Source organism: Bacteriovorax sp. HI3 (genome assembly GCF_059738875.1).
This window is the reverse complement of record NZ_AP026946.1, coordinates 261029-282554: the sequence shown is the minus strand read 5'-3', so window position 1 is coordinate 282554 and position 21526 is coordinate 261029. Positions and strand designations below refer to the sequence as shown.

16 protein-coding genes, 1 tRNA gene and 2 rRNA genes are annotated in these 21526 nt (G+C 41.6%); 2 read left to right on the top strand and 17 right to left on the bottom strand.

Going from position 1 to position 21526, the window contains the following annotated elements:
* The first annotated feature begins 43 nt into the window (after positions 1-43).
* Together hisS and AC6JA8_RS01315 are read left to right on the top strand one after the other, a co-directional pair.
* Complete coding sequence (hisS, locus tag AC6JA8_RS01320; protein WP_497975415.1) at positions 44-1354, top strand: histidine--tRNA ligase; 1311 nt, start codon at positions 44-46, stop codon at positions 1352-1354.
* A 2-nt stretch (positions 1355-1356) separates the two neighbouring features.
* Entirely contained in the window at positions 1357-4023 is a 2667-nt protein-coding gene (locus tag AC6JA8_RS01315; RefSeq protein ID WP_497975414.1) for a valine--tRNA ligase, read from the top strand.
* A 56-nt stretch (positions 4024-4079) separates the two neighbouring features.
* On the opposite strand, the gene tig is transcribed toward AC6JA8_RS01315, so the two are convergent.
* The 17 genes from tig to AC6JA8_RS01230 all read right to left on the bottom strand — a co-directional run bounded on the left by tig (position 4080) and on the right by AC6JA8_RS01230 (position 21474).
* Positions 4080-5363 (bottom strand): trigger factor, encoded by a 1284-nt coding sequence (gene tig / locus AC6JA8_RS01310; protein WP_497975413.1) that lies wholly within the window; start codon positions 5361-5363, stop codon positions 4080-4082.
* A 107-nt stretch (positions 5364-5470) separates the two neighbouring features.
* Entirely contained in the window at positions 5471-6238 is a 768-nt protein-coding gene (gene truA / locus AC6JA8_RS01305; RefSeq protein WP_497975412.1) for a tRNA pseudouridine(38-40) synthase TruA, read from the bottom strand.
* Positions 6225-7196, bottom strand: a complete 972-nt coding sequence (locus AC6JA8_RS01300) for a hypothetical protein (RefSeq protein WP_497975411.1) — start codon at positions 7194-7196, stop codon at positions 6225-6227. The genes truA and AC6JA8_RS01300 overlap by 14 nt, the downstream gene beginning before the upstream one ends.
* Positions 7197-7231: 35 nt before the next feature.
* Positions 7232-7990 carry a CDP-diacylglycerol--serine O-phosphatidyltransferase gene (gene pssA, locus AC6JA8_RS01295; RefSeq protein WP_497975410.1) on the bottom strand — a complete coding sequence of 253 codons (759 nt, stop codon included), beginning with the start codon at positions 7988-7990 and terminating at the stop codon, positions 7232-7234.
* A 12-nt stretch (positions 7991-8002) separates the two neighbouring features.
* On the bottom strand, positions 8003-8662 hold the full coding sequence (locus AC6JA8_RS01290) for a phosphatidylserine decarboxylase (protein WP_497975409.1): 660 nt from the start codon (positions 8660-8662) through the stop codon (positions 8003-8005).
* A complete protein-coding gene (locus AC6JA8_RS01285; RefSeq protein WP_497975408.1) occupies positions 8663-9253 on the bottom strand; it encodes a hypothetical protein in 591 nt (196 codons plus the stop codon).
* Entirely contained in the window at positions 9253-10827 is a 1575-nt protein-coding gene (gene rseP / locus AC6JA8_RS01280; RefSeq protein ID WP_497975407.1) for an RIP metalloprotease RseP, read from the bottom strand. Before rseP ends, AC6JA8_RS01285 begins: the two co-directional genes overlap by 1 nt.
* A gap of 24 nt (positions 10828-10851) precedes the next feature.
* Positions 10852-11682, bottom strand: a complete 831-nt coding sequence (locus AC6JA8_RS01275; RefSeq protein ID WP_497975406.1) for a phosphatidate cytidylyltransferase — start codon at positions 11680-11682, stop codon at positions 10852-10854.
* Positions 11682-12443 (bottom strand): polyprenyl diphosphate synthase, encoded by a 762-nt coding sequence (uppS, locus tag AC6JA8_RS01270; protein WP_491633698.1) that lies wholly within the window; start codon positions 12441-12443, stop codon positions 11682-11684. The genes AC6JA8_RS01275 and uppS overlap by 1 nt, the downstream gene beginning before the upstream one ends.
* Before the next feature lie 11 nt (positions 12444-12454).
* Positions 12455-13012, bottom strand: coding sequence for a ribosome recycling factor (gene frr / locus AC6JA8_RS01265; RefSeq protein ID WP_497975405.1), 558 nt, complete (start codon positions 13010-13012; stop codon positions 12455-12457).
* A gap of 35 nt (positions 13013-13047) precedes the next feature.
* Complete coding sequence (pyrH, locus tag AC6JA8_RS01260; RefSeq protein WP_102242045.1) at positions 13048-13758, bottom strand: UMP kinase; 711 nt, start codon at positions 13756-13758, stop codon at positions 13048-13050.
* A gap of 71 nt (positions 13759-13829) precedes the next feature.
* Positions 13830-14486: a translation elongation factor Ts gene (tsf, locus tag AC6JA8_RS01255; protein ID WP_102242044.1), complete on the bottom strand. Its 657-nt coding sequence runs from the start codon at positions 14484-14486 to the stop codon at positions 13830-13832.
* A 38-nt stretch (positions 14487-14524) separates the two neighbouring features.
* A complete protein-coding gene (rpsB, locus tag AC6JA8_RS01250) occupies positions 14525-15322 on the bottom strand; it encodes a 30S ribosomal protein S2 (protein WP_497975404.1) in 798 nt (265 codons plus the stop codon).
* Between the two features lie 172 nt (positions 15323-15494).
* On the bottom strand, positions 15495-17921 hold the full coding sequence (locus AC6JA8_RS01245; protein WP_497975403.1) for a DNA translocase FtsK: 2427 nt from the start codon (positions 17919-17921) through the stop codon (positions 15495-15497).
* A 167-nt stretch (positions 17922-18088) separates the two neighbouring features.
* Positions 18089-18205, bottom strand: a 5S ribosomal RNA gene (gene rrf / locus AC6JA8_RS01240).
* 135 nt (positions 18206-18340) lie between these two features.
* Positions 18341-21259, bottom strand: a 23S ribosomal RNA gene (locus AC6JA8_RS01235).
* 138 nt (positions 21260-21397) lie between these two features.
* A tRNA-Ile gene (locus AC6JA8_RS01230) sits at positions 21398-21474 on the bottom strand.
* Positions 21475-21526 lie beyond the last annotated feature (52 nt).

Genomic DNA, 21526 nt, shown 5'->3' with positions numbered 1-21526 from the left:
AAAATGCCTTCATTTTCGATAATGTTTGTAAGGAATAAACTCAATGGCGCTTAATAAACAGCCCTACCGCGGAACCCGTGACTTTTTCCCAAAGTCTAAAAGGGTGCAGGATTATCTTTTCTCAGTCATGACTAAAACAGCAGAAAGCTTCGGTTACGAATCTTACGAAGGTCCACTTCTAGAAGAAGTCGATCTTTACCTGGCAAAGTCTGGCGAAGAGTTAATCAATGAACAGATTTACTCTTTCACTGATCGCGGTGAAAGACATGTGGCCATCCGTCCAGAGATGACTCCAACAGTTGCTCGTATGGTTGCTCAAGTTCACCGCGAGTCTAGTAAACCTCTTCGTTGGTTCTCAATTCCAAGAATGATGAGATATGAAAAACCTCAGCGCGGAAGAATGCGTGAGTTCTGGCAATTAAACTGCGATATCTTTGGAGCTCCAGGAAGAACTGGTGAAGTTGAAATCCTTCAAGTCGCTATCGAGTTATTCGAAAGCTATGGAGCAACTAATAAGCACTTTGAAATCGTTTTAAATGACCGCGCGATTGTCGACGCTGTCTTTAAGCGCATGATGAAAGCGGACGAAAAACAAACGTACCGTCTTTATAAAATTGCCGATAAATCAAAAAAGGTAAATGAAGAAGCTGTTAAAAAAATGGTTGGTGAAGTTGGGTTAACTCCAGAAGCCGAAAATATTTTTTACAGTTATCTACAATTAAAAACTTTTGCTGATGTAGATAGCTTCTTAAAAGAGCATAACGAAAACGAAATCGCCGTTGCTTTTGCTGATTTTATAAAACTCACAGATGCAAACGGCTTAAATGAATACTTAGTGTACGACCCAAGCATCGTCAGAGGCCTGGATTACTACACAGGAATCGTCTTTGAAATGTTCGACAAACACCCGGACAACCGCCGCGCTCTTTGTGGTGGAGGAGCCTTTGCGAACCTACTTCAAATTTTTAACGAAGACCCACTTCCTGGAGTCGGTTTTGGTTTAGGTGACGTCACGCTGGAAGACTTCCTGACCGTGCACGGCCTTCTTCCAAACCTGGACAATCCAACAAACGATGTCCTGGTCACTTTCCAGGAAGACAACGGACTTGAAGCTTCAATGAATCTAGCCAAGGCGATGAGAAAAAAAGATCTTAAAGTCGTCACAAGTTTAGAGGCGCTGAAGTTTAAGAAAGTCTTCCCGACTGCTGAGAAAAAGGGAGTCAAGTTCGTCACCCTGATGGGAAGTGATGAAATGGCAAAAGGAGAGATTCAATTAAAGAATCTCGCAACAAAAGAACAACACACTTTCAAGATCACTGATCTGGAAGAAATGTTAAAAATAATGAAGGCTTAATTATGACAACAAATACAACAGAATTAGCAACAACCTACTCTCCCGCTGACGTTGAAACTAAATGGTACAAAACGTGGGAAGACGGAAAATACTTTAAACCAAAAAAAGGAAAGGCCAACAAACCTTTCTGTATTATCGTTCCACCACCAAACGTAACTGGTAAACTTCACGCTGGTCACGCCCTGGATATCACAACTCAGGACTCTTTAATCCGTTTTAAAAGAATGAAAGGTTTTGAAACTCTTCTTCTTCCAGGATTAGACCACGCTGGGATCTCAACTCAATCAGTAGTTGAAAAAATGGTTTTCGAACAAGAAAAGAAAACTCGCCGCGATTTCTCGCGCGAAGAATTCGTTAAGAAAATCTGGGCATGGAAAGAAGAATACGGAAATCATATCCTTAACCAACAAAGAGCAATGGGAACAAGCTGTGACTGGGATTACCTGACGTTCACACTTGATCCGATTCCAAATAAAGCAGTAAAGAAATTCTTCGTTGATATGTACAACCAGAAAATGATTTATCAGTCTGACTACATCGTTAACTGGGACCCTATGCTGCAATCAGCGGTTTCTGATGCCGAAGTAGAACACAAAGATGTTCAAGGTAACTTCTTCCATATTAAGTACGCCATCAAAGGCTCAGAGGACTTCTTAGAAGTTGCAACAACAAGACCAGAAACTCTTTTTGGTGATACAGCTGTTGCAGTTAACCCAAATGATGAGCGCTTTAAACACTTAATTGGAAAAACAGCGATTGTTCCACTATGTAACCGCGAAGTTCCAATCATTGGCGATGAGCACGTTGATTTAGAAAAAGGAACTGGATGCTTAAAAGTAACTCCAGGTCACGACTTCAACGACTTTGAAATCGGAAAACGCCACAACCTTCCAATCATCAACATCTTAAACAAAGACGGAACGATGAATGAAGAGGGCCTGGAGTTTAAAGGTCTGGCAGCGAAAGTTGCTCGTAACGTTGTTTCGAAAAAACTAGAAGAGCTTGGGCTTTTATTAGATAAAAAACCGCACATGCACCCGGTTGGTCACGGTGAGCGCTCAGGTGTTCCAATCGAGCCGATGATCTCAAAACAATGGTTCGTTAATGTTACAGACATGAGCCGCCGTGCTGTGGAAGCTGTTGAAAACGGCAATATGAAATTCTATCCCAAAGAATGGGAAAACACTTATTACTCTTGGCTAAGAAACCCTAAAGACTGGTGTATCTCACGCCAACTTTGGTGGGGACATCAGATTCCAGTTTTCTACTGTGACAACAATCACCAGTGGGCAAGTGAGCACGATGAAACTGAATGCCCAACTTGTAAGTCTAAAAATGTTCACCAGGACCCTGACGTTTTAGATACATGGTTCTCATCAGGACTATGGCCGATGTCGACATTAGGATGGCCTGATCCAAAAGCGATGGAAGAGAAAAAATTCTCTACCTTCTTCCCGACTTCAGTTTTAATTACTGGATACGATATTATCTTCTTCTGGGTTGCCCGCATGATGATGATGTCTCTTCAGACTCAAAACCAGGTTCCATTTAAAGACACTTATATCCACGCTATCGTTCGCGATAAACTGGGAAGAAAAATGTCTAAGTCCCTTGGCAACGGGATTGACCCATTCGATATGATTGCTCAGTACGGAACAGACGCTTTCAGATTTACTCTGGCCGCTGGTTCTGGATACAACCGCAATATCAACCTCGACCCGGATAGAATCGGTGGGTACAGAAACTTTATTAACAAAGTTTGGAACGCTTTCCGCTTTATCTACCCTCACCTTCAGACTGGATCGGCAAAGATCACTGACATGTCAAAACTCGACCACCACGAAAGATGGATTTTAGCAGAGCTCAATACAACTGCTAAATTAATGAACGAGTCGATGGAAGTTTACCGCTATGACGACGCTTCAGCGGCCATTTATTCATTCGTTTACGATAAGTACTGTTCATGGTTTATCGAGCTTTCGAAAAACATTTTAAACGGCACTGATGAGGCTGCAAAAGCACGTCGAGTTTCGGTATTAAAGTTTGCTTTCAGAAAAATCCTGGCCCTGATGCACCCACTGACTCCATTCATCACTGAAGAGCTTTGGTCATACTTAAAAGAAGCTAATGAAGACCTGCTCATTGCTCAGGAATACCCGGAATACGATGCTGCTCTTGAATTCAAAGAAGACCAGGATCAAATGAATAAGTTCGTTGAAGTTACTACGGCGATTAGAAATCTTCGCGCTAGTGTAAACATTAAACCTAAAGACGAAGTTAACGTTGAGTTATTCACCGATAATCAGGACCTGATCAATTATTTCAGAAATAACTTCATTAACTTCCAGGAACTGGCACGTGTAAAAGATCTTAAAGTTGGCAATAAGGAGCTTAACCGCCCTAACAAGTCGATCGTTAACGTTCTCACTCACACGGAAATCTTCCTGCCTCTAGACGGCGTTATTGACCTGACAGAGCAGATTTCTCGCCTTGAAAAAGAACTGACAAAAACAAAAGCTGATTACGCTAAATATGAAGCAAAAATGAAGAATGAAAACTTCATGAAGAATGCTCCTGAAAACGTAAGAGCTGAAGTTATACAGAATGAAAAAGAGCTTGGTGAGAAGATCGCAAGCTTAATGGAAAACATCACTCAGTTCAAATCATAAGCGACATTTAAAAGACCAAAAAAAGGCTCCTTTCGGAGCCTTTTTTATTTTAACAATTATGAAATTTTAAGTTTCTTCTTAAGAGCGTCGAAAGTCTTTTCTTCGCGGATAGCGTACATAAGATTGTTCTTAATTTGCGCATTTCCTGAGTAATACTTCTTAACTGTCTCTAGATCGATTCCAGCTTGAGCTGCACTTTCTTCAAGTTTTTTGTTGAAGTCAGCTTCTGAAGTTTCAATCTTAAACTCTTGAGCTAGGTGATCTAGAACAAGTCCTGATCTTACCTGGAAATCAGCTTTAGTGTTGATATCGCCTTTCCATCTTTCGAAGTATTCACCAACCATATCGTCGTTGAAGCCTTGAGCCTTAAGGTTCTTAGCTAGATCGTCTTGAAGGTATTTTTCTTGGTTTTGAACAAGAGTTGCTGGAACGTCGAACTTGTTTTCTTTAACAAGTTTTTCCAGGATTTCTTGGTGAAGTTTTTCTAGAGCTTGTCTTTCTTTTTGAGCTGCTAGGTTCTTCTTGTTTTTTTCGTTGAAATCAGCAACCGACTCATATCCGAATTCTTTTGCTAGTTCATCGTTAAGAGTTGGGTATTTCTTTTCTTTGATTTCAAGAAGCTCAACTTCGAATTTTACTTTTGCGTTTTGAAGGTCAGTTGCGTGGTAATCGGCCGGGAAAGTAAGGTTGATGTCTTTTTTATCACCTTTCTTAAGTCCGATCATTCCGTCTTCGAATCCTGGGATAAATTGCCCTGAACCGATTTCAAGAAGATATTCTGAACCTTTCATGTTTTCTGGTCTTGATCCGTCAGCTTTAACGCCTTCGAAGTTAAATACTGCAAAGTCACCTTTCTTAAGAGCGTGCTTAGCATCCGTTACTTCAGTCATTTCTGCTTTTGAACCAAGGTAGTTCTTTGTTAGTTTTTCCATGTCTTCGTTAGACACTTCAACACTGTCTTTTTTGAAAGAGTATGAAGAGTAATCAGCAAGTTTAATTTCCGGGAAGATTTCAACTACAGCGTCGAAAGAAACTGATTTACCTGCATCGTATTTTACGTTTTCGAATGCTGGGTAACCAACAGTTTTTAGTTTTTCTTTGTTAACAGCTTCGAAAAGTTGAGATTGCACGAATTGGTTTAGTGCATCTGATTCGATTTGTGGTCCGTATACTTGCTCTACCATTGAAAGTGGAGCTTTACCTTTTCTAAATCCCTTAATGTTTGTTGTAGCTTGTTTTCTAACAACTGCAGCCTTAATTTCTTTTGATAGGTCTAGAGTTGCGAAATTGAACTCAAGTTTTTTTGTGCATCCGTTGACGCTTTTTACTGTGTAAGACATAAAAATCCTCGCTTAAAAATAGTTCTCCAAAAGTATTTGAGAGGGCCCTAATTGTAAAGAGTAAAGACAACTTTTCCCCAATGAAAACGCGGTGAATTTAGTGGACTTTAATAGTGCACTTCTTTGAGGTAAAGACCCTGCGGCGGAGCTGTTGGCCCCAGGCGATTAGGTAGAGGCGTTTTGAGTGATTTTTCAAGATCTTCCAGTGTGATTTTCCCTCGGCCAAGGCTGATAAGTGCTCCCATCATCAGGCGCACCATCTGCTTAAGAAAGCCGGTTCCAGTCACTTTTAAGACATAATACTCGCCAACTAGGTGGGCCCAATGCCCTGTTGACTCTAAGCGCACTAGTTCACATGAGATAATTTTACGCACAGTGCTCTCAACTTCCGTCCCCACACACTGGAAATTCACAAAATCATGCTCGCCGCAAAAAAGTTGGCAGCCTTTTTTCATGGTCTCAATGTTGAGCTGAAATGGAAAATAAGTCACAAGCTCTCTGGCAAACGGAGAGATATTTTCTTCAGTCGCAAAAACATAATTATATTCTTTTGATTTAGCACTAAAGATCGGATGAAAGTGCTCAGTCACTGATTCGGCCGCGATCACGCGTATGTCTTCCGGAAGATTTGAATTCATCGCTTTTGGAAGACTGGCCACAGGAATATCAACCGGGATTTCAATACGCACAACCTGTCCAAAAGCATGCACGCCCGAATCCGTTCTCCCTGACCCCACCGATTTAATTTCATCTGACTTAGAAAGAATCCTCAAGGCAGAATTGATTTCTCCCTGAATCGTTTTTCCCGAAGGCTGAACCTGGAACCCTAGATAGTTCGTGCCTTTATATTGAACAGTGATCTTATAAATATTCAAACGTAAAACCTACACCAAACGACGTCCCCGAAATCTTGATGTCGTCCTGGAAATTTGCATAGTTTTGATGACGGACTTCAAGGTTTAGAAATAAATTCGTGATTTGGCTAGAGGTAAATAGATCGTATGCTGTCTCTTCGTTAAATCCTGAAAGGTTAATCTTAAGTTGAGCGTTGGCAAAGTATCCCGGACTGTATTGAATCTTTCTCTTTCCTTTCTCTCCGCGCTGAATGTCTGATCTGTTTTGCATTAACCCCAGCACACTTGGGCCAGCAGTTCCTGCCATTTTAAACCACGTATAGACAGGAATCTCTAATCCAAGTCCGGCATCAATAGGAAGTTCCCAAAGATTGATCGTCGTATCACTTCTATTTCCATTAACAAAAAGACCTTTACCTGAGTTGTAACCAATACCTGCACCAAAAGACCAATACCCATTAAGTGCAGCTGTCTTAAAAACATAAGAATCGTGGCGAACAAAAATTGACCCACCTTTAACGCTCTTATAACCTGTCCCCACTGTCTGATTGATAATGTCGTTTGGAGATTGATAATCAAAGTTGTTCTTAATAAACGAGATATTCAAACCACCAGTTGAAGCTTTTCTGAAATCCTTGGCCATCTTAAGCTTATCCAACTCAATATAGTTTTCCTGTTTTTCATATGTACCAGGAAGCGTATAACCAAAATCTTCATACTTTTTCTTCGGTGTAACCTTGTCACTGACTTCTTTAACCCCGTGGTTAAAAATGTAGTCTTCACCTTGTGCTTTAGATTTTTCAACATTGTCAGATGATTCACCATCGACCAGAAAAGGACTGTTCCCAGAAGCTGTACTCGCCCCTAAAACGTCTTCAACATTTCCATCTTCAGAAACATTCTGACGTAAATCAGTAGCGTGTAATGGCGCTGATAATAGAGCTAGAGTGATAAGAAAAGCTAGATTCCTTCCAGGCATATCAATACTCCTACATAAGTATCTTTTAAATTTTTTTAGTCGACGTGATCGTCGTCATCATGCTCACTCTTCCAGTTGAACATGTCTTCCATAGCACCTTTGTTCTTAAAGAAATAAGCAAGGGAGCCAAGAACATAAACTAAAATCACTCCACCAATCATGATTTCTTCATATAAGAAAGTCAGGATGATGATTGAGAAAATGATAAAAAGAACTCTCTTCTTGTGCTTTCTTACCCACTCCGATTTCTTAAACGAGTTAAATGGAATGTTTGAAATCATCAGGAAAGAGTAGAAAAGAACGTAACCAATAAGCAATGGACGGAAATCCATGATCTCAGGAACAACAGATGAGAAAAGTGTAAGCCCAACCATGGCCAGCGCTCCACTTGGAATCGGCAGACCTTGAAAGTACTCAGAACTTACTTTATCAATGTTGGCATTGAAACGAGCAAGTCTTAAAGCTCCACATAGAAGGAAAATAAAAGAAGTGATCAGGCCAATACGGCCAAGATCGCTGAAGAATTTATTGTAAACAAGAAATGCCGGGGCCACACCAAAAGACACAACATCTGAAATAGAATCAAACTGCTCACCAAAAGCAGACTGAGTTCCAGTCATACGCGCAACTCTTCCATCAACTGAATCAAAGATAGCGCCTAAAACTAAAATCATTGAAGCTTGATAGAACTCTCCCTTCCATCCAAGAATGATCGAAAAAAAACCACAGGCCATGTTTAGTGCTGTGAACGTGTTAGGAAGAAAAAAAGCGAGCCTGCGCGGAGTATTTAGCATTTAGAATAACCTTTAAGCGTGGTCAGGAATTACTGCGATAATTGTCTCACCGCATGTAATCTCATCATTTGTTTTAACTAGTATCTCATATTTTTTTGGTAAATAAAGCATCACTGTTCCTCCAAAAGGAAAGTATCCAATATTCACCCTTCTTCCGCCGCGGTCTCCCGGCATGACCATTAATTCAGGCCACAAACCAAGTTTGCACTTAAAGAAAGTAAGCCCGACAGTCTCGCCACGATTGTCCAGGGCAAGGCCTACACCTTTTCCCTCTTTCGTCCCGATCACCTCTGAGGCCACATGAGTTCTTAAAAAAGACTGTCCTTTTAGCACGTGAAGCATCTTCACTTCAGAAGAAAGAGGAAGGTTAATTCCCATCTCTTTCCACCATGGAATCATAATTTGAATTTCGATTAATTGGTCACCATACATCCCGTGCGAAACGTTGTGTTCAATGTGAACGATCTTCCCGTTAGACGGAGAAAAGATCACTCCTTTAGTGACAACGGGATCATCGCGGAAGTCATTTCTGCTTCTTCTTAAAGAGACATACAAAATAATATAGGCCAGAAGTAAAACGGCCAGGGTCTTATAGAAGCTAAAAAGCCAAAGCATAACGAATAACACGATGGCCAGTGTATTGAATCGAGGTGGAAGATAAGACTTCAACATTTATTTGAACTCCTCATCCAGAGTTCTAAAATAGTATGGAGCTTCTCGCATCTTATCTTTGAAAACTTTTGAGAAGATTTTTTCAGACGATTGATGAATCAATTCTTTTGTCGTTTTTAGTCCAACAAAGTTTTTCCCGTCATCAGCAAGCGTGTACCCTAAAGCAGGGTCAACAATTTTGTAATCAGCAGCACTGACCAGCGATTTCTCTGCCAGGTTAGACTGTAAATCCCAGTTATAGATGAACACCTGCCCTTTAAAAGCATTTGTCACCCAATAACCTTTCTCTACTCCAGCAAGCCTTGGGGCATCGAAATGAAGGAAAGAAAAAACTTTCTTATCATCCCAGGCAAGCACCTGAGCGATTCCTTCTCCCAGCCTCATCCCGGTATAAGAACCGGGACCAGCTGAGAAAAAGAAATTCATTTCTTTTAAATTGAGTTTGTATTTACTGATGAGATTATAAATCTCTATATGGATGACTTCCGATGGTTTTTTCTCTCTAGTGTCTTGATACTCAATCCACTTAAAGTTTTCATCGAGAAGGCCGATTACCAGCCCGGAAGTACTGTCCACATATAAAGAATGCATTAGAAGAACCTGGTCACATCATTAAAGATTGCACCAACCATTAACATTAAAAGCACCGATAGTCCCACCTGTTGAGCAATTTCCATCTTTCTTCTTGAAAGCGGCCCACGGTTAATGATCTCAAGGGCGATAAACATAATGTGCCCCCCATCAAGAACAGGAATCGGGAATAGGTTGATGACCCCAAGGTTAACTGAAATCAACGCCATTAGCTGGAAGAAATATGACAGCGATGTGTTGAAAGAGTCATGGGCCACTTTACCAATCGCCAGAGGTCCACCGATTGATTTTAAAGATACCTGGTTAGTTAACAATTTTACGAATCCATCAACAGTCTTTTTCATCGAGTCCCATGTGCGGGCAACCGCAACAGAAACAGAACTGAAAAATCCTTTTGATTTAGTTAGAACGAAGTTCGTCTTTAGAACTTCAATGAAGCTATATACCCCAAGAAGTTTTGTCGATTTTCCGTCCTGCATGCTTACATCTGGAGTGACAGTGAATTTTTTTAACTCTCCTTGAGAGTAAACTTCCACTTCTACAGAAGTTTTTGTGTAAGTTTGAAGTTTTTCTCTTAACTCTTCAAAGCTTGAGACTTTCTGACCTTCAAGGGCCACGAAAACGTCATCCCCTTTGATCCCTACTTTATCAGCAGGAGAACCCATGTTTACACTTCTGACCATAAGGTCGATAGTTCTGAAATTTTTCGCCTGAAGAGCGGCCACCATCGTTTTCAAATCAGTGTACTCAACTGCGATCTCTTGTCCTTTTGTCAGATCAGCTTTAATTTCATCTGAAGACAGGTCTTCAGTTTTAGCTACCGGATATAAATAAAGAGTTTTAATTCCCGTCAATGTTCCAAGCTCTTCAATTGAATGAGAGAAATCCACCTGGTCTTTTTTTACTGAAACAACGTAGCGGTTAGCGCTTGGATCAACCACTAACGGTTTTCTTAAAATTGGTGGGTATTTTAAAACTTCATCAAAGAACTTATCGCCCTGGAAGTTTACACTCAGCTCTTGCAGCTCTCCGTTTCTCTTAATTGTTAACTGGCTAACAACTGTGCTTCCTTCAACCATTAGGTCTGATGGGTTGTACACTTCGTTGTTGTTTACCTTAACTAGAACGTCCCCTGTTCTTAAACCATTTTGATAAAGAACAGATTCAGGAGCAATCGCTCCGATTTTAATTTCTGGAATTCTCTCCCCTACAATTAAAAGCGAGAAGAAAATAACGAATGCCAGGATGAAGTTAGCTAACGGTCCACCCATAACAATCCAGAAGCGAGCCCACTTACCCTGGTGAGTAAAACTTTGTGCTCTTTGGCTTTCAGGAATTTCGTCTTTATTAAACGGATCATCACCGAACATTTTTACGTAACCACCTAATGGAATAGCGGAAACGGCGTATTCAGTATCACCCCATTTTTTCTTGAAAATCTTCGGTCCAAACCCGATTGAAAAAACTTCAACTCTTACACCAAATAGTCTGGCGAAAAGAAAATGTCCCAATTCGTGAAAGAATACGAGTGGGCCTAGGAAAACAATAAAAATAATGATTTTTTCTAATAACATGGAAGCCTCTAAAAGGAGAGAATACTAAAGTAAGTGCTGTCCCAGATATTTTACAACAATCACGAAAAAAGGCGATAGGAAGATAAGACTGTCTATGCGATCGTAAACCCCACCGTGTCCGGGAATCAGGTTTGAACTGTCCTTGATCGCAAACTCTCTTTTCATTTTAGACTGAACTAAATCACCAACTTGAGACATAGCTCCGCAAACAGCGAAAATAGCTGAGTAATACCATCTGAAATCACCGAAAAACTGCCACCATGCCAGTGAAGCAAGGACAGCTGCTATCATCATCCCACCAATTAGACCTTCTACGGTTTTTTTGGGACTTACGGCCGGCCATAATTTGTGTTTACCAAAATTTTTGCCCACAAACCAAGCACCAGTATCCATAGAGTAAGTAACGATCAACAGCATTCCCAGGATTTCTCTCCAGTATTCGCTGTCGAAATAAATTCCAATTGAAAGAAGCGGCAGCATAACAAAAGTTGTAATGATGGCCGGATTTTTTCTCGAGCTATTTTTCATAAACTCGCCCGAGCTTGGAATTTTAAATAAATAATAAATAAGAAAAAGATTTAAAAAGATCGCCGCGACTGTGAAGAAACCAAGCGAGAGTTTTGCGCCCAGGACATTCACCGACACAAAAAGGATGATGAAAAATCCCATCACATATTTGTAATTAAATTCTTCTCTTCTTGTCTGAGAAAAATTCACCAGAAGTTCATCAATACAAAGTAAAGCTGCTGCCAGGATAACTGCTAACGTCGTCCACTTTCCAAAAATAACCGCTACGACAACAATAGCAGCCATAACAAGTGCGGAAATGATTCTTGCTTTTGTATTAGACACCATTACCCTCGAATTATTCTCTGATTTTCGCGGGCAACGATCACATTCGTTTCAAGATTAGCCGTCGGAGCAATGGCCCCAAATCTTCTCTCTCTTTTTGCTACTTGCTCGATAATGAATCTGAATTCAGTCACCGTAAAATCCGGCCACTTTGTTTCAGTGAAAAACATTTCGGCATAAGCAATCTGCCACAACATAAAATTAGATACGCGGTGATCTCCACCCGTTCTAATTAAAAGATCCACGTCTCCAAGATCCGGGATCATTAGAAATTCATTCAAATCATCTTCGCTCATCTCTTTGCCAGGGTTCGCTTTCATAAAACGATTAACAGCATAAGCAATTTCAGAACGAGCTCCGTAACCAAAAGCAAATGTCAGCTTCAAGCCTGTATGGTGAGCAGTCTCCCCTTCAAGTTGAGCGATAAGTTTCTTGGTTTGTTCTGGAAGATTAGAAACATCTCCCATGATTCTAAAACGGATGTTATTTTTTAGAATTCTTTCGCGTTCCTTTTTTAGGAATTTAAAAAGTAGATTGAAAAGAACACGGACTTCCGTCTGAGGACGGCTCCAGTTCTCTGAAGAAAAAGCATACATTGTTAAAGCTTCAATACCTAAGTTATCCGCTTCTTCAACGATAGTTGAAACCACTGCAGACCCGCGCACGTGCCCCCAGACTCTGGGATGCGAGCGTTGTTTTGCCCAACGGCCATTGCCATCCATGATGACAGCGACGTGTTTAATATTGTGGCTGAGTGGTTCCAAACTTTTCCTTATTAGATTGCAAGAACTTCTTTTTCTTTGTTCGCAACCACAGTATCGATTTCTTTTGTAAATTTATCAGTGATATTCTGAATTTCTGTTTGAATCTTTTTAGAATCATCTTCTGAAATCGTCTTATCTTTTTCTGCTTTTTTTACAGCTTCGTTAGAGTCACGTCTTAGGTTTCTAAGAACAACTTTAGCGTCTTCACCGATTTTTTTAATTTCTTTTGCAATGTCTTTTCTCTTATCTTCAGTTAGTGAAGGAAAGTTAAGACGAACAAAATTTCCATCGTTCGTTGGAGTCACACCAAGGTTCGCACCAAAGATTGCCTTTTCAATTGCAGCAATCATCGTTTTATCGAATGGCTGAATTTGAAGTAAACGAGCTTCTGGAGTTGAGATTTGTCCCAACTGAGAAATCGGGCTCATTGTCCCGTAGTATTCAACTTGTACTCCATCAAGGATAGAAGCAGATGCTCTTCCTGTGCGTACTTTTGTAAGTTGGTGTTTAAGTGAATCAACTGCTTTTTTCATTGAATCATTTAATGAAGTTTTTGTTTCATTCATCATAATGACATCCCCTTAGTTAGAAATAGTTATGTTATCTATTTGTTAGTTACAATCGTTCCAATTGTTTCGCCCATTACTGCGCGCTTGATATTTCCTTCTTCAAACATATTGAAAACAAGAATATCAATTTCGTTGTCCATACAAAGGCTGATGGCCGTAGAATCCATGACCGAAATGCCTTTATTTAGAACGTCGATAAACTTTAGTTTATCAATTTTTACAGCATCTTTAAACTTCATTGGATCTTTATCGTAAATTCCATCAACTTTTGTTGCTTTCATGATTACATGTGCGTCAATCTCGTTTGCACGAAGCGCCGCAGCGGTATCCGTCGTAAAGTACGGGTTCCCTGTTCCTGCCGCGAAAATCACCACTCTTTTCTTCTCAAGGTGGCGAACTGCACGTCTTCTGATGTACGGCTCAGCGATTTCTTGCATATCAATCGCTGTCAGTACGCGTGTATTGATTCCATGTCTCTCAAGGCTGTCTTGAAGTGCCAGAGAGTTGATAACTGTCGCCAGCATCCCCATGTGATCCGATGTCGTTCTATCCATTCCTTTTGTAGCTCCAGCTACACCACGGTGAATGTTACCACCACCAATAACGATTGCGATCTCAACACCCATGGCCTGAAGTTCTTTCACCTCAGTTGCAATGTTTGTCAGAACGTCTGCTGAAATTCCATGCCCTTGCTCACCAGCAAGTGCCTCTCCTGAAAGCTTTAAAAGAATGCGATTATACTTCATTAGGTTTCCTCAAATTTGGGTCAAAAAAAAGGGGCCTTTTGAGCCCCTTTTTGTGTTTGGTAAATTCTTAATTACTGTTTTCCACCAGTCATTGAAGCAACTTCAGCTGCGAAGTCGTCAACTTTCTTCTCAATACCTTCTCCAAGTGTGAACTTAGCAAATCTTCTAACGTCGATTTTCTCTCCGATTTTGATTGTTAGTTCATTGATTAGGTCTTGAACTGAAATGTCTGGGTTCTTGATAAATTTTTGATCAAGAAGACAAACTTCAGTAGAAAGTTTTTTAACTTTCCCTTCAACGATCTTAGAGATCATTGCTTCTGGTTTTCCTTCTTCTTTTAACTGAGCTGTATAGATCGCAATTTCTCTTTCTACGAACGCTTGGTCCATTTCAGAAGATCTTACGAATTTTGGATCAGCAGCAGCGATGTGCATAGCTACGTCTTTTACGAAGTTTTGGAAATCGTCAGATTTTGCTACGAAGTCAGTTTCACAGTTGATTTCAACCATTACACCAATTCTTCCACCGTGGATGTATGATCCGATTGCACCTTCAGCTGCAATTCTAGATTGTTTTTTCTGAGCAGCTGCAAGACCTTTTTGTCTTAGGTAATCGATCGCTTTTTCAAGGTCACCATTAGTTTCCCCAAGTGCTTTTTTACAGTCCATCATTCCAGCGCCAGTTTTTTCTCTTAGTTCAGAAACAAGCTTTGCAGTAATTTGTGTCATATCTATTCCCTTTATCGTTTAAATTAAGTTCTTAAAAATTATTCTTCGTCAGCAAGATCGATGTCGTTTTCGAATTTGCTGATGATTTCTTTTTCAAGAGCAAGGTCACGAGAAGAATCTTTTGAACCTTTTTCAAGCTTGTTGTTCTTCTTAGCAAGGTTTAATCCTTCTGCTACTGAGTTTGCGAAGTATTCTGTGAACATAGACACAGACTTAATCGCATCGTCGTTTCCTGGAACTACGAAATCAACACCAGTTGGGTCACAGTTTGTATCTGTGATAGCTACAACAGGAATCCCTAGGTTGTTAGCTTCTTGGATAGCGATTCTTTCGTTGTTTGGATCGATAACAAAAAGAGCTCCTGGAAGCTTTCTCATTTCTTTAATCCCACCAAGAACTTTTTCAAGTTTAATAACTTCTTTCTCGATGTTGATTCTTTCTTTCTTAGTTAGAAGACCGAAATCTCCTGTTTCTTTCATTTTTTCTACTTTGCGAATTTTATCGATAGATAGAGCTACAGTTTTGTAGTTTGTAAGCATCCCACCTAACCATCTTGAAGTAACGTAGTTTGCTCCACAGTCCTGAGCAGCTTTTGTTACAACGTCTTGTGCTTGTCTTTTTGTTCCTACGAAAAGAACTGGCTTTCCTTCAGCTGCAGTTTTCTTTAGGAAATCGTAAGCGTCTTTTGCTAGAGGAATAGTTTTAGCAAGATCGATAATGTAGATACCGTTCTTCTCACCATAAACGTATTTTTTCATTTTTGGATTCCACTTTTCAGTCTGGTGACCAAAGTGTGCGCCTGCTTCTAGTAGGCCTTTTAGAGATAATTCTGACATAGATACTCCGTTGGTTAATCGAATTGCCTGTGAGCCGCCAAAGACGGACCAACATTTCAGACAACTGAAATTATTAATGAGCTAGATATGTAACACGGAAGAGTAAGTTTTTGCAAGGAATATGAGAGATTCAAGAGGGGTTTTCCCTCTCAAATCTCCAATGAAAATCTATTTAAGTTAACGACTCAGAACCCATCAAAACTTTACGCGGTTTGGAACCCTGCGCAGGCCCCACAACACCCTGAGCTTCCATCTCTTCAATTAAGTTGGCCGCTCGGTTATACCCTACTCCAAGACGTCTTTGAAGCAGTGAAGCACTCGCTGAACGGTGCTCTAGCACCACGCGAACTGCCTCATCGTATTTGTCATCTCGTCCACCTGATGAAGACTCACCACCCTCGCGAGTTGTGACAGCTGCCATCGGCTCTTCTTCTCCGCCATTTTCCAGGAATTCCATAATGTGCGGGTTATATTCTGGAGTCATTTCCGACAGTTTATCGGCCAGAGCTTCGATCTCGGCCTCATCAATAAACGCCGAGTGGATACGAGTTGTATCTACTCCGTACTTGTAAAGCATATCCCCTTTACCAAGTAGTTTTTCCGCACCCATCGCATTGAGAATCGTTCTTGAGTCTTGTGAACTCGTTACACGGAAAGAAACACGCGTTGGGAAGTTCGACTTGATAACCCCAGTGATAACATCAACTGAAGGTCTCTGAGTCGCAACAATTAAGTGAATCCCTGCTGCACGGGCCTTTGCCGCCAGACGGTTAATTTGCGTTTCAATCTCCTTCCCTTTTGCTGAAAGAATAAGATCTGCAAACTCATCCACGATAATAACGATAAATGGAAGTTCGTATGTATCTTCACTCGCATACTCATAGTGCTTTCTTAATTTTTCCAGCGCCTGAGGTTGAGCATTTTTTAATTTATGGTTGAAACCTTCAATGTTTCTCACCCCAAATTCCGACATAATTGTGTAACGTCTATCCATTTCCTGACAAGCCCACAGAAGCGAAGTCGCCGCCGTCTTTGGCTCAGTAATAACCGGCATTAGCAGGTGAGGAAGACGAGAATAAAGTGCAAGTTCCAGCTGTTTCGGGTCAATCAGGATCAGCTTCATTTGGTTAGGCGACTTCTTAATTAAAAGCGACACTAGAACCGAGTTAATGAACACCGACTTACCAGCACCAGTTGATCCGGCGACCAGCATGTGTGGCATCGCTGCCAGGTCTACGACAACAGGCTCACCGAAAGCATCTTTCCCCATTGCCAACGGAAGATGGTGAGAAGTATTAGTAAAATCTTTCGACCCAATGATTTCATCAAGGAAAATAAAATCGCGCGGATTTCTTGGAACCTCAATCCCTACAGTCGTTCTCCCTTTCATTGGGTAAACCATACGAATCGGCGATCCAGAAAGCGCAAGCGATAAGTCTTCTGCAATTGAAGTCAGACGAGAAACCTTCTCCCCTGGTCCAAGCTCCCATTCAAAAGTATCAACCACCGGCCCTTTAAGCACGTTGATGATCTGACCTTGAATCTTAAATTCTCCAAGCTTCGCCTGAATTTTAGAGATAATATCGTGGAAGTATTTTTCATCCGGTTGATGAAATTTTGTCTCTTTTTTCGTATTTCCCAACTTAACCAGATTGTAATACTGGTCATCGTCAAAGCTATCAACTTTATGAGCACGATTTTTAAATGTTGAGATTTCCGACTCATCCACATACTCATCGTCATCATGAGAAGACTGCACCACCACTGGCAAATGCTCTTCCATCTCATCTTCATCAACCACTGCCGGCTCAACTTTTTTTGCCTCAGTAATTGGAACAAGGAACGCTTCACTCTTAACTTCTTCTGCATTTTCAGCAGCTGGAGAATGATCCGGAAGTAAAATTGGAGCCGCTTCTTCTTTAGCCGCCTTCTCAGCTTCTTTAGCTTTTAAAGCAGCTTTTGACATTGGAAGTGCTGCCGGTGCTGCCACCATTGGCTCTTCTGCCATTTCTTCTTCAAGCTCATCCTCACCTTCAGTTTTCGGTTTAATAAACTTGTCTTTTAGTAATAAAAACTTCTCCTGAACTGGAGCTGTTGCAGCCTGGTAATCAAAATTCTTAAATCCAGAAGTCGCTTGTTGAACTTTTTCAGTGAAACCACCTCTAAAAGTCCCCCATAAAAATAACGTTCCAGCAGCGGCCCAAACCAAGAACATTGAAAACGCTGAAAACGTCATATCAAGAATTTGATATAAACCCGCCCCTAAAAGCGACGGTTGAAAATAGAAAATAGTAAGTAGGGAAAAAATTGAAAGTGAAAAGATATTTAAGGCATCAATCCAGTCTGCTCTTTTTGAAAAGACCAAAACGTAGAATGAAGTAAAGATAGCACATGGAATGAAAACCCACGGCCCAGAATAATAATTGATGAAATTTAAAAAACTTGTTCCATAGTAGCTGAAAAATCCACTCGATGATGCTGACGAAATCGAAAGATAATTATCCGGCAAAGTGTCTCTGTAATAAAACACCACCAAAGTAATAATCGTCAGAAAAAAAAGAGTAAAAAGCTCATATTTAAGTATTTTTGTATTCATCATACTTAAATTCTACATCATGCTTTGTCGAACTCAACTGAAAACATCCGCGTATCAAGTGCTCATGACACCTTATTAAATACTGCAGGTTTAACATCGATAAAGTTCTTGTGAATTGAAAAAAGGCATAAAAAAACCCGAGAACAAGCTCGGGTTTTTTATAAAACAAGAGGGTGCATTGACCTTTTCTCACACCAAGCTTCCCTGGCACTACCTTCGGCGCTGAAGAGCTTAACTTCCGAGTTCGGGATGGGATCGGGTGTTTCCTCTTCGCTAATAACACACCCAAACTGGATATATCGTTAACAAACTTATAATTTCGAAGCTGTTTATATGTCTTTCAACACTACAAATCAACCTCATTTTTGAACATTTTTAACATTCACAAAACAAGACCAAATAAAAGCAGAACCCATGTAATCAAAAAAAAGCAAAACGACAAATTAGTATTGGTCAGCTCAAAGCATTACTGCTCTTACACCCCCAACCTATCAAACTCCTAGTCTAGAAGTTGTCTTAATAGAAATCTTATCTTGTAATAGGCTTCCCACTTAGATGCTTTCAGCGGTTATCCCTTCCGAACTTAGCTACCCGGCGATACAACTGGCGTCATAACCGGTTCACCATAGGTTCGTCCAACCCGGTCCTCTCGTACTAAGGTCAGATTTACTCAAATTTCTTACGCCCACGGAGGATAGAGACCGAACTGTCTCACGACGTTCTGAACCCAGCTCGCGTACCGCTTTAATTGACGAACAGTCAAACCCTTGGGACCTGCTCCAGCCCCAGGATGCGATGAGCCGACATCGAGGTGCCAAACCTCCCCGTCGATGTGAACTCTTGGGGGAGATCAGCCTGTTATCCCCGGAGTACCTTTTATCCGTTGAGCGATGGCCCTTCCACTCGGAACCACCGGATCACTAACACCTGCTTTCGCACCTGCTCGGCTCGTTTGCCTCACAGTCAAGCTCCCTTATGCGTTTACACTCTATGGCCGGTTTCCATTCGGCCTGAGGGAACCTTCGTGCGCCTCCGTTACTCTTTAGGAGGCGACCGCCCCAGTCAAACTGCCCACCAGACATTGTCCCCCGACCGGATTACGATCGTAGGTTAGGATTCCAATTAACATAGGGTGGTATTTCAAGGTTGTCTCCCCGTACACCGGAATGCACGGATCAAAAACTCCCACCTATCCTACGCAATGTTAATCGAAACCCAATGCCAAGCTACAGTAAAGGTTCACGGGGTCTTTTCGTCCTTCCGCGGGTAGCGCGTTTCTTCACGCGCTCACCAATTTCGCTGGGTCTCCTGTTGAGACAGTGGGGAAGTCGTTACGCCATTCGTGCAGGTCGGAACTTACCCGACTAGGAATTTCGCTACCTTAGGACCGTTATAGTTACGGCCGCCGTTTACTGGGGCTTCAATTCAAAGCTTCTCTTGCGATAACCTCTCCTTTTAACCTTCCAGCACCGGGCAGGCGTCAGCCCATATACTTCCACTTACGTGTTTGCATAGACCTGTGTTTTTGATAAACAGTCGCTACCCCCTTTTCACTGCGACCTCCAACAGCTTGACCAGCAAGTGATCTTACCATCAAAGGCGTGCCTTCTCCCGAAGTTACGGCACCAATTTGCAGAGTTCCTTAACAAGAGTTCTCCCAAGCGCCTGAGGATTCTCTCCTCATCTACCTGTGTCGGTTTATGGTACGGGTTAATAAAAATCTCCTAGCGAAACTTTTCTGGGAAGCCGAGGATCATGAACTTCGCTTGCGCTCGTATTCGTATCTCAGAGTTAACGCCGACCGGATTTGCCTAATCGACCCCCTACATACTTAAACCACAACCAATAAGTGGCTTCACTACCTTTCTCCGTCATTCCATCTAGTCAAACGATTTTTACTAAGTACAGGAATATTAACCTGTTGGTCATCCACTACGCCTTTCGGCCTCATGTTAGAACCCGACTAACCCTGGGCGGAGTCACCTGGCCCAGGAACCCTTAGATTTACGGCGGAAGTGATTCTCACACTTCTTATCGCTACTCATTTCAGCATCAGCTCTTGTGAGACCTCCAGCGCTCCTTACGGTACGCCTTCATCGGCAAACACAATGCTCTCCTACCAATATTTACATATTCCATAGCTTCGGTACGTCACTTTAGCCCCGTTACATTTTCGGCGCAGAATCACTAGTCCAGTGAGCTATTACGCTTTCTTTAAAGGGTGGCTGCTTCTAAGCCAACCTCCTGGATGTCAAAGTAATTCCACAACCTTCTCCACTTAGCGACGATTTTGGGACCTTAGCTGATGGTCTGGGCTCTTTCCCTTTTCACGACGGTCCTTAGCAACCGCCGTGTCACTGCCCGATAGTACTCAATGGTATTGTGAGTTTGATATGGTTTGGTAAGCTGGTAAGCCCCCTAGCCAAGTCAGTGCTATACCCCCATTGGTATTCGTCGGACGCTGCACCTAAATGCATTTCGGAGAGAACCAGCTATCACGGAATTTGATTGGCCTTTCACCCCTAACCACAAATCATCCCAGACGTTTTCAACCGTCACGAGTTCGGTCCTCCACGAGGTATTACCCCCGCTTCAACCTGTTCATGGCTAGCTCATCCCGTTTCGGGTCTATGACATGCTACTAATCGCCCTATTCAGACTCGGTTTCCCTACGGCTACACCTGCAACGGCTTAACCTCGCAACATATCATAACTCGCTGAATCATAATGCAAAAGGTACGTCATCAGGCTTTACAATAACCCTCTGACTGTTTGTAAGTGTATGGTTTCAAGATCTATTTCACTCCCCTCATCGGGGTTCTTTTCATCTTTCCCTCACGGTACTTGTTCACTATCGGTCAGCAAGTAGTATTTTGCCTTGGAGGGTGGTCCCCCCAGCTTCAGACAAGGTTTCACGTGCCTCGTCCTACTCAGGATACTCACTAGAGGACAATCATTTCGGATACAGGGTTTTCACCTTCTTTGACCGGACTTCCCAGACCGTTCTCCTATAATTGCCTTTCCGTATGTGAGTCCTACAACCCCAGAATACAAGTATTCTGGTTTGGGCTCTTCCGATTTCGCTCGCCGCTACTGCCGGAATCTCGTTTGATTACTCTTCCTGCAGGTACTAAGATGTTTCAATTCCCTGCGTTCGCTCCTATGTAACTAGTTTACTCATTACATGGTTCACACTCTTTCAAGTGTGAAGGTTTCCCCATTCGGACATCACCGGATCAAAGTCTATTTGCCGACTCCCCGATGCATTTCGCTGGCTAATATACGTCCTTCTTCGCCTCTTGCTGCCAAGATATTCCCCATACACCCTTAATAGCTTTTTTCATTTTGTTATTAAGTTATATTTAATTTAATTTCAAATAACGAGGGCATTACTCTCGTTACTTACATGGGTTCTCGTCTTCTATCTGATCCTGTTATGTCAATGTTAAAGAGCTAATGTTTCAATTCGTCCTAATTAATGGTGGGTCTGGCAAGACTCGAACTTGCGACCCCGTCCTTATCAGGGACGTACTCTAACCACCTGAGCTACAAACCCAATTTTTATAATTAGATTGAAACAAAATATTTCTCTTATAGATCTAAAGAAA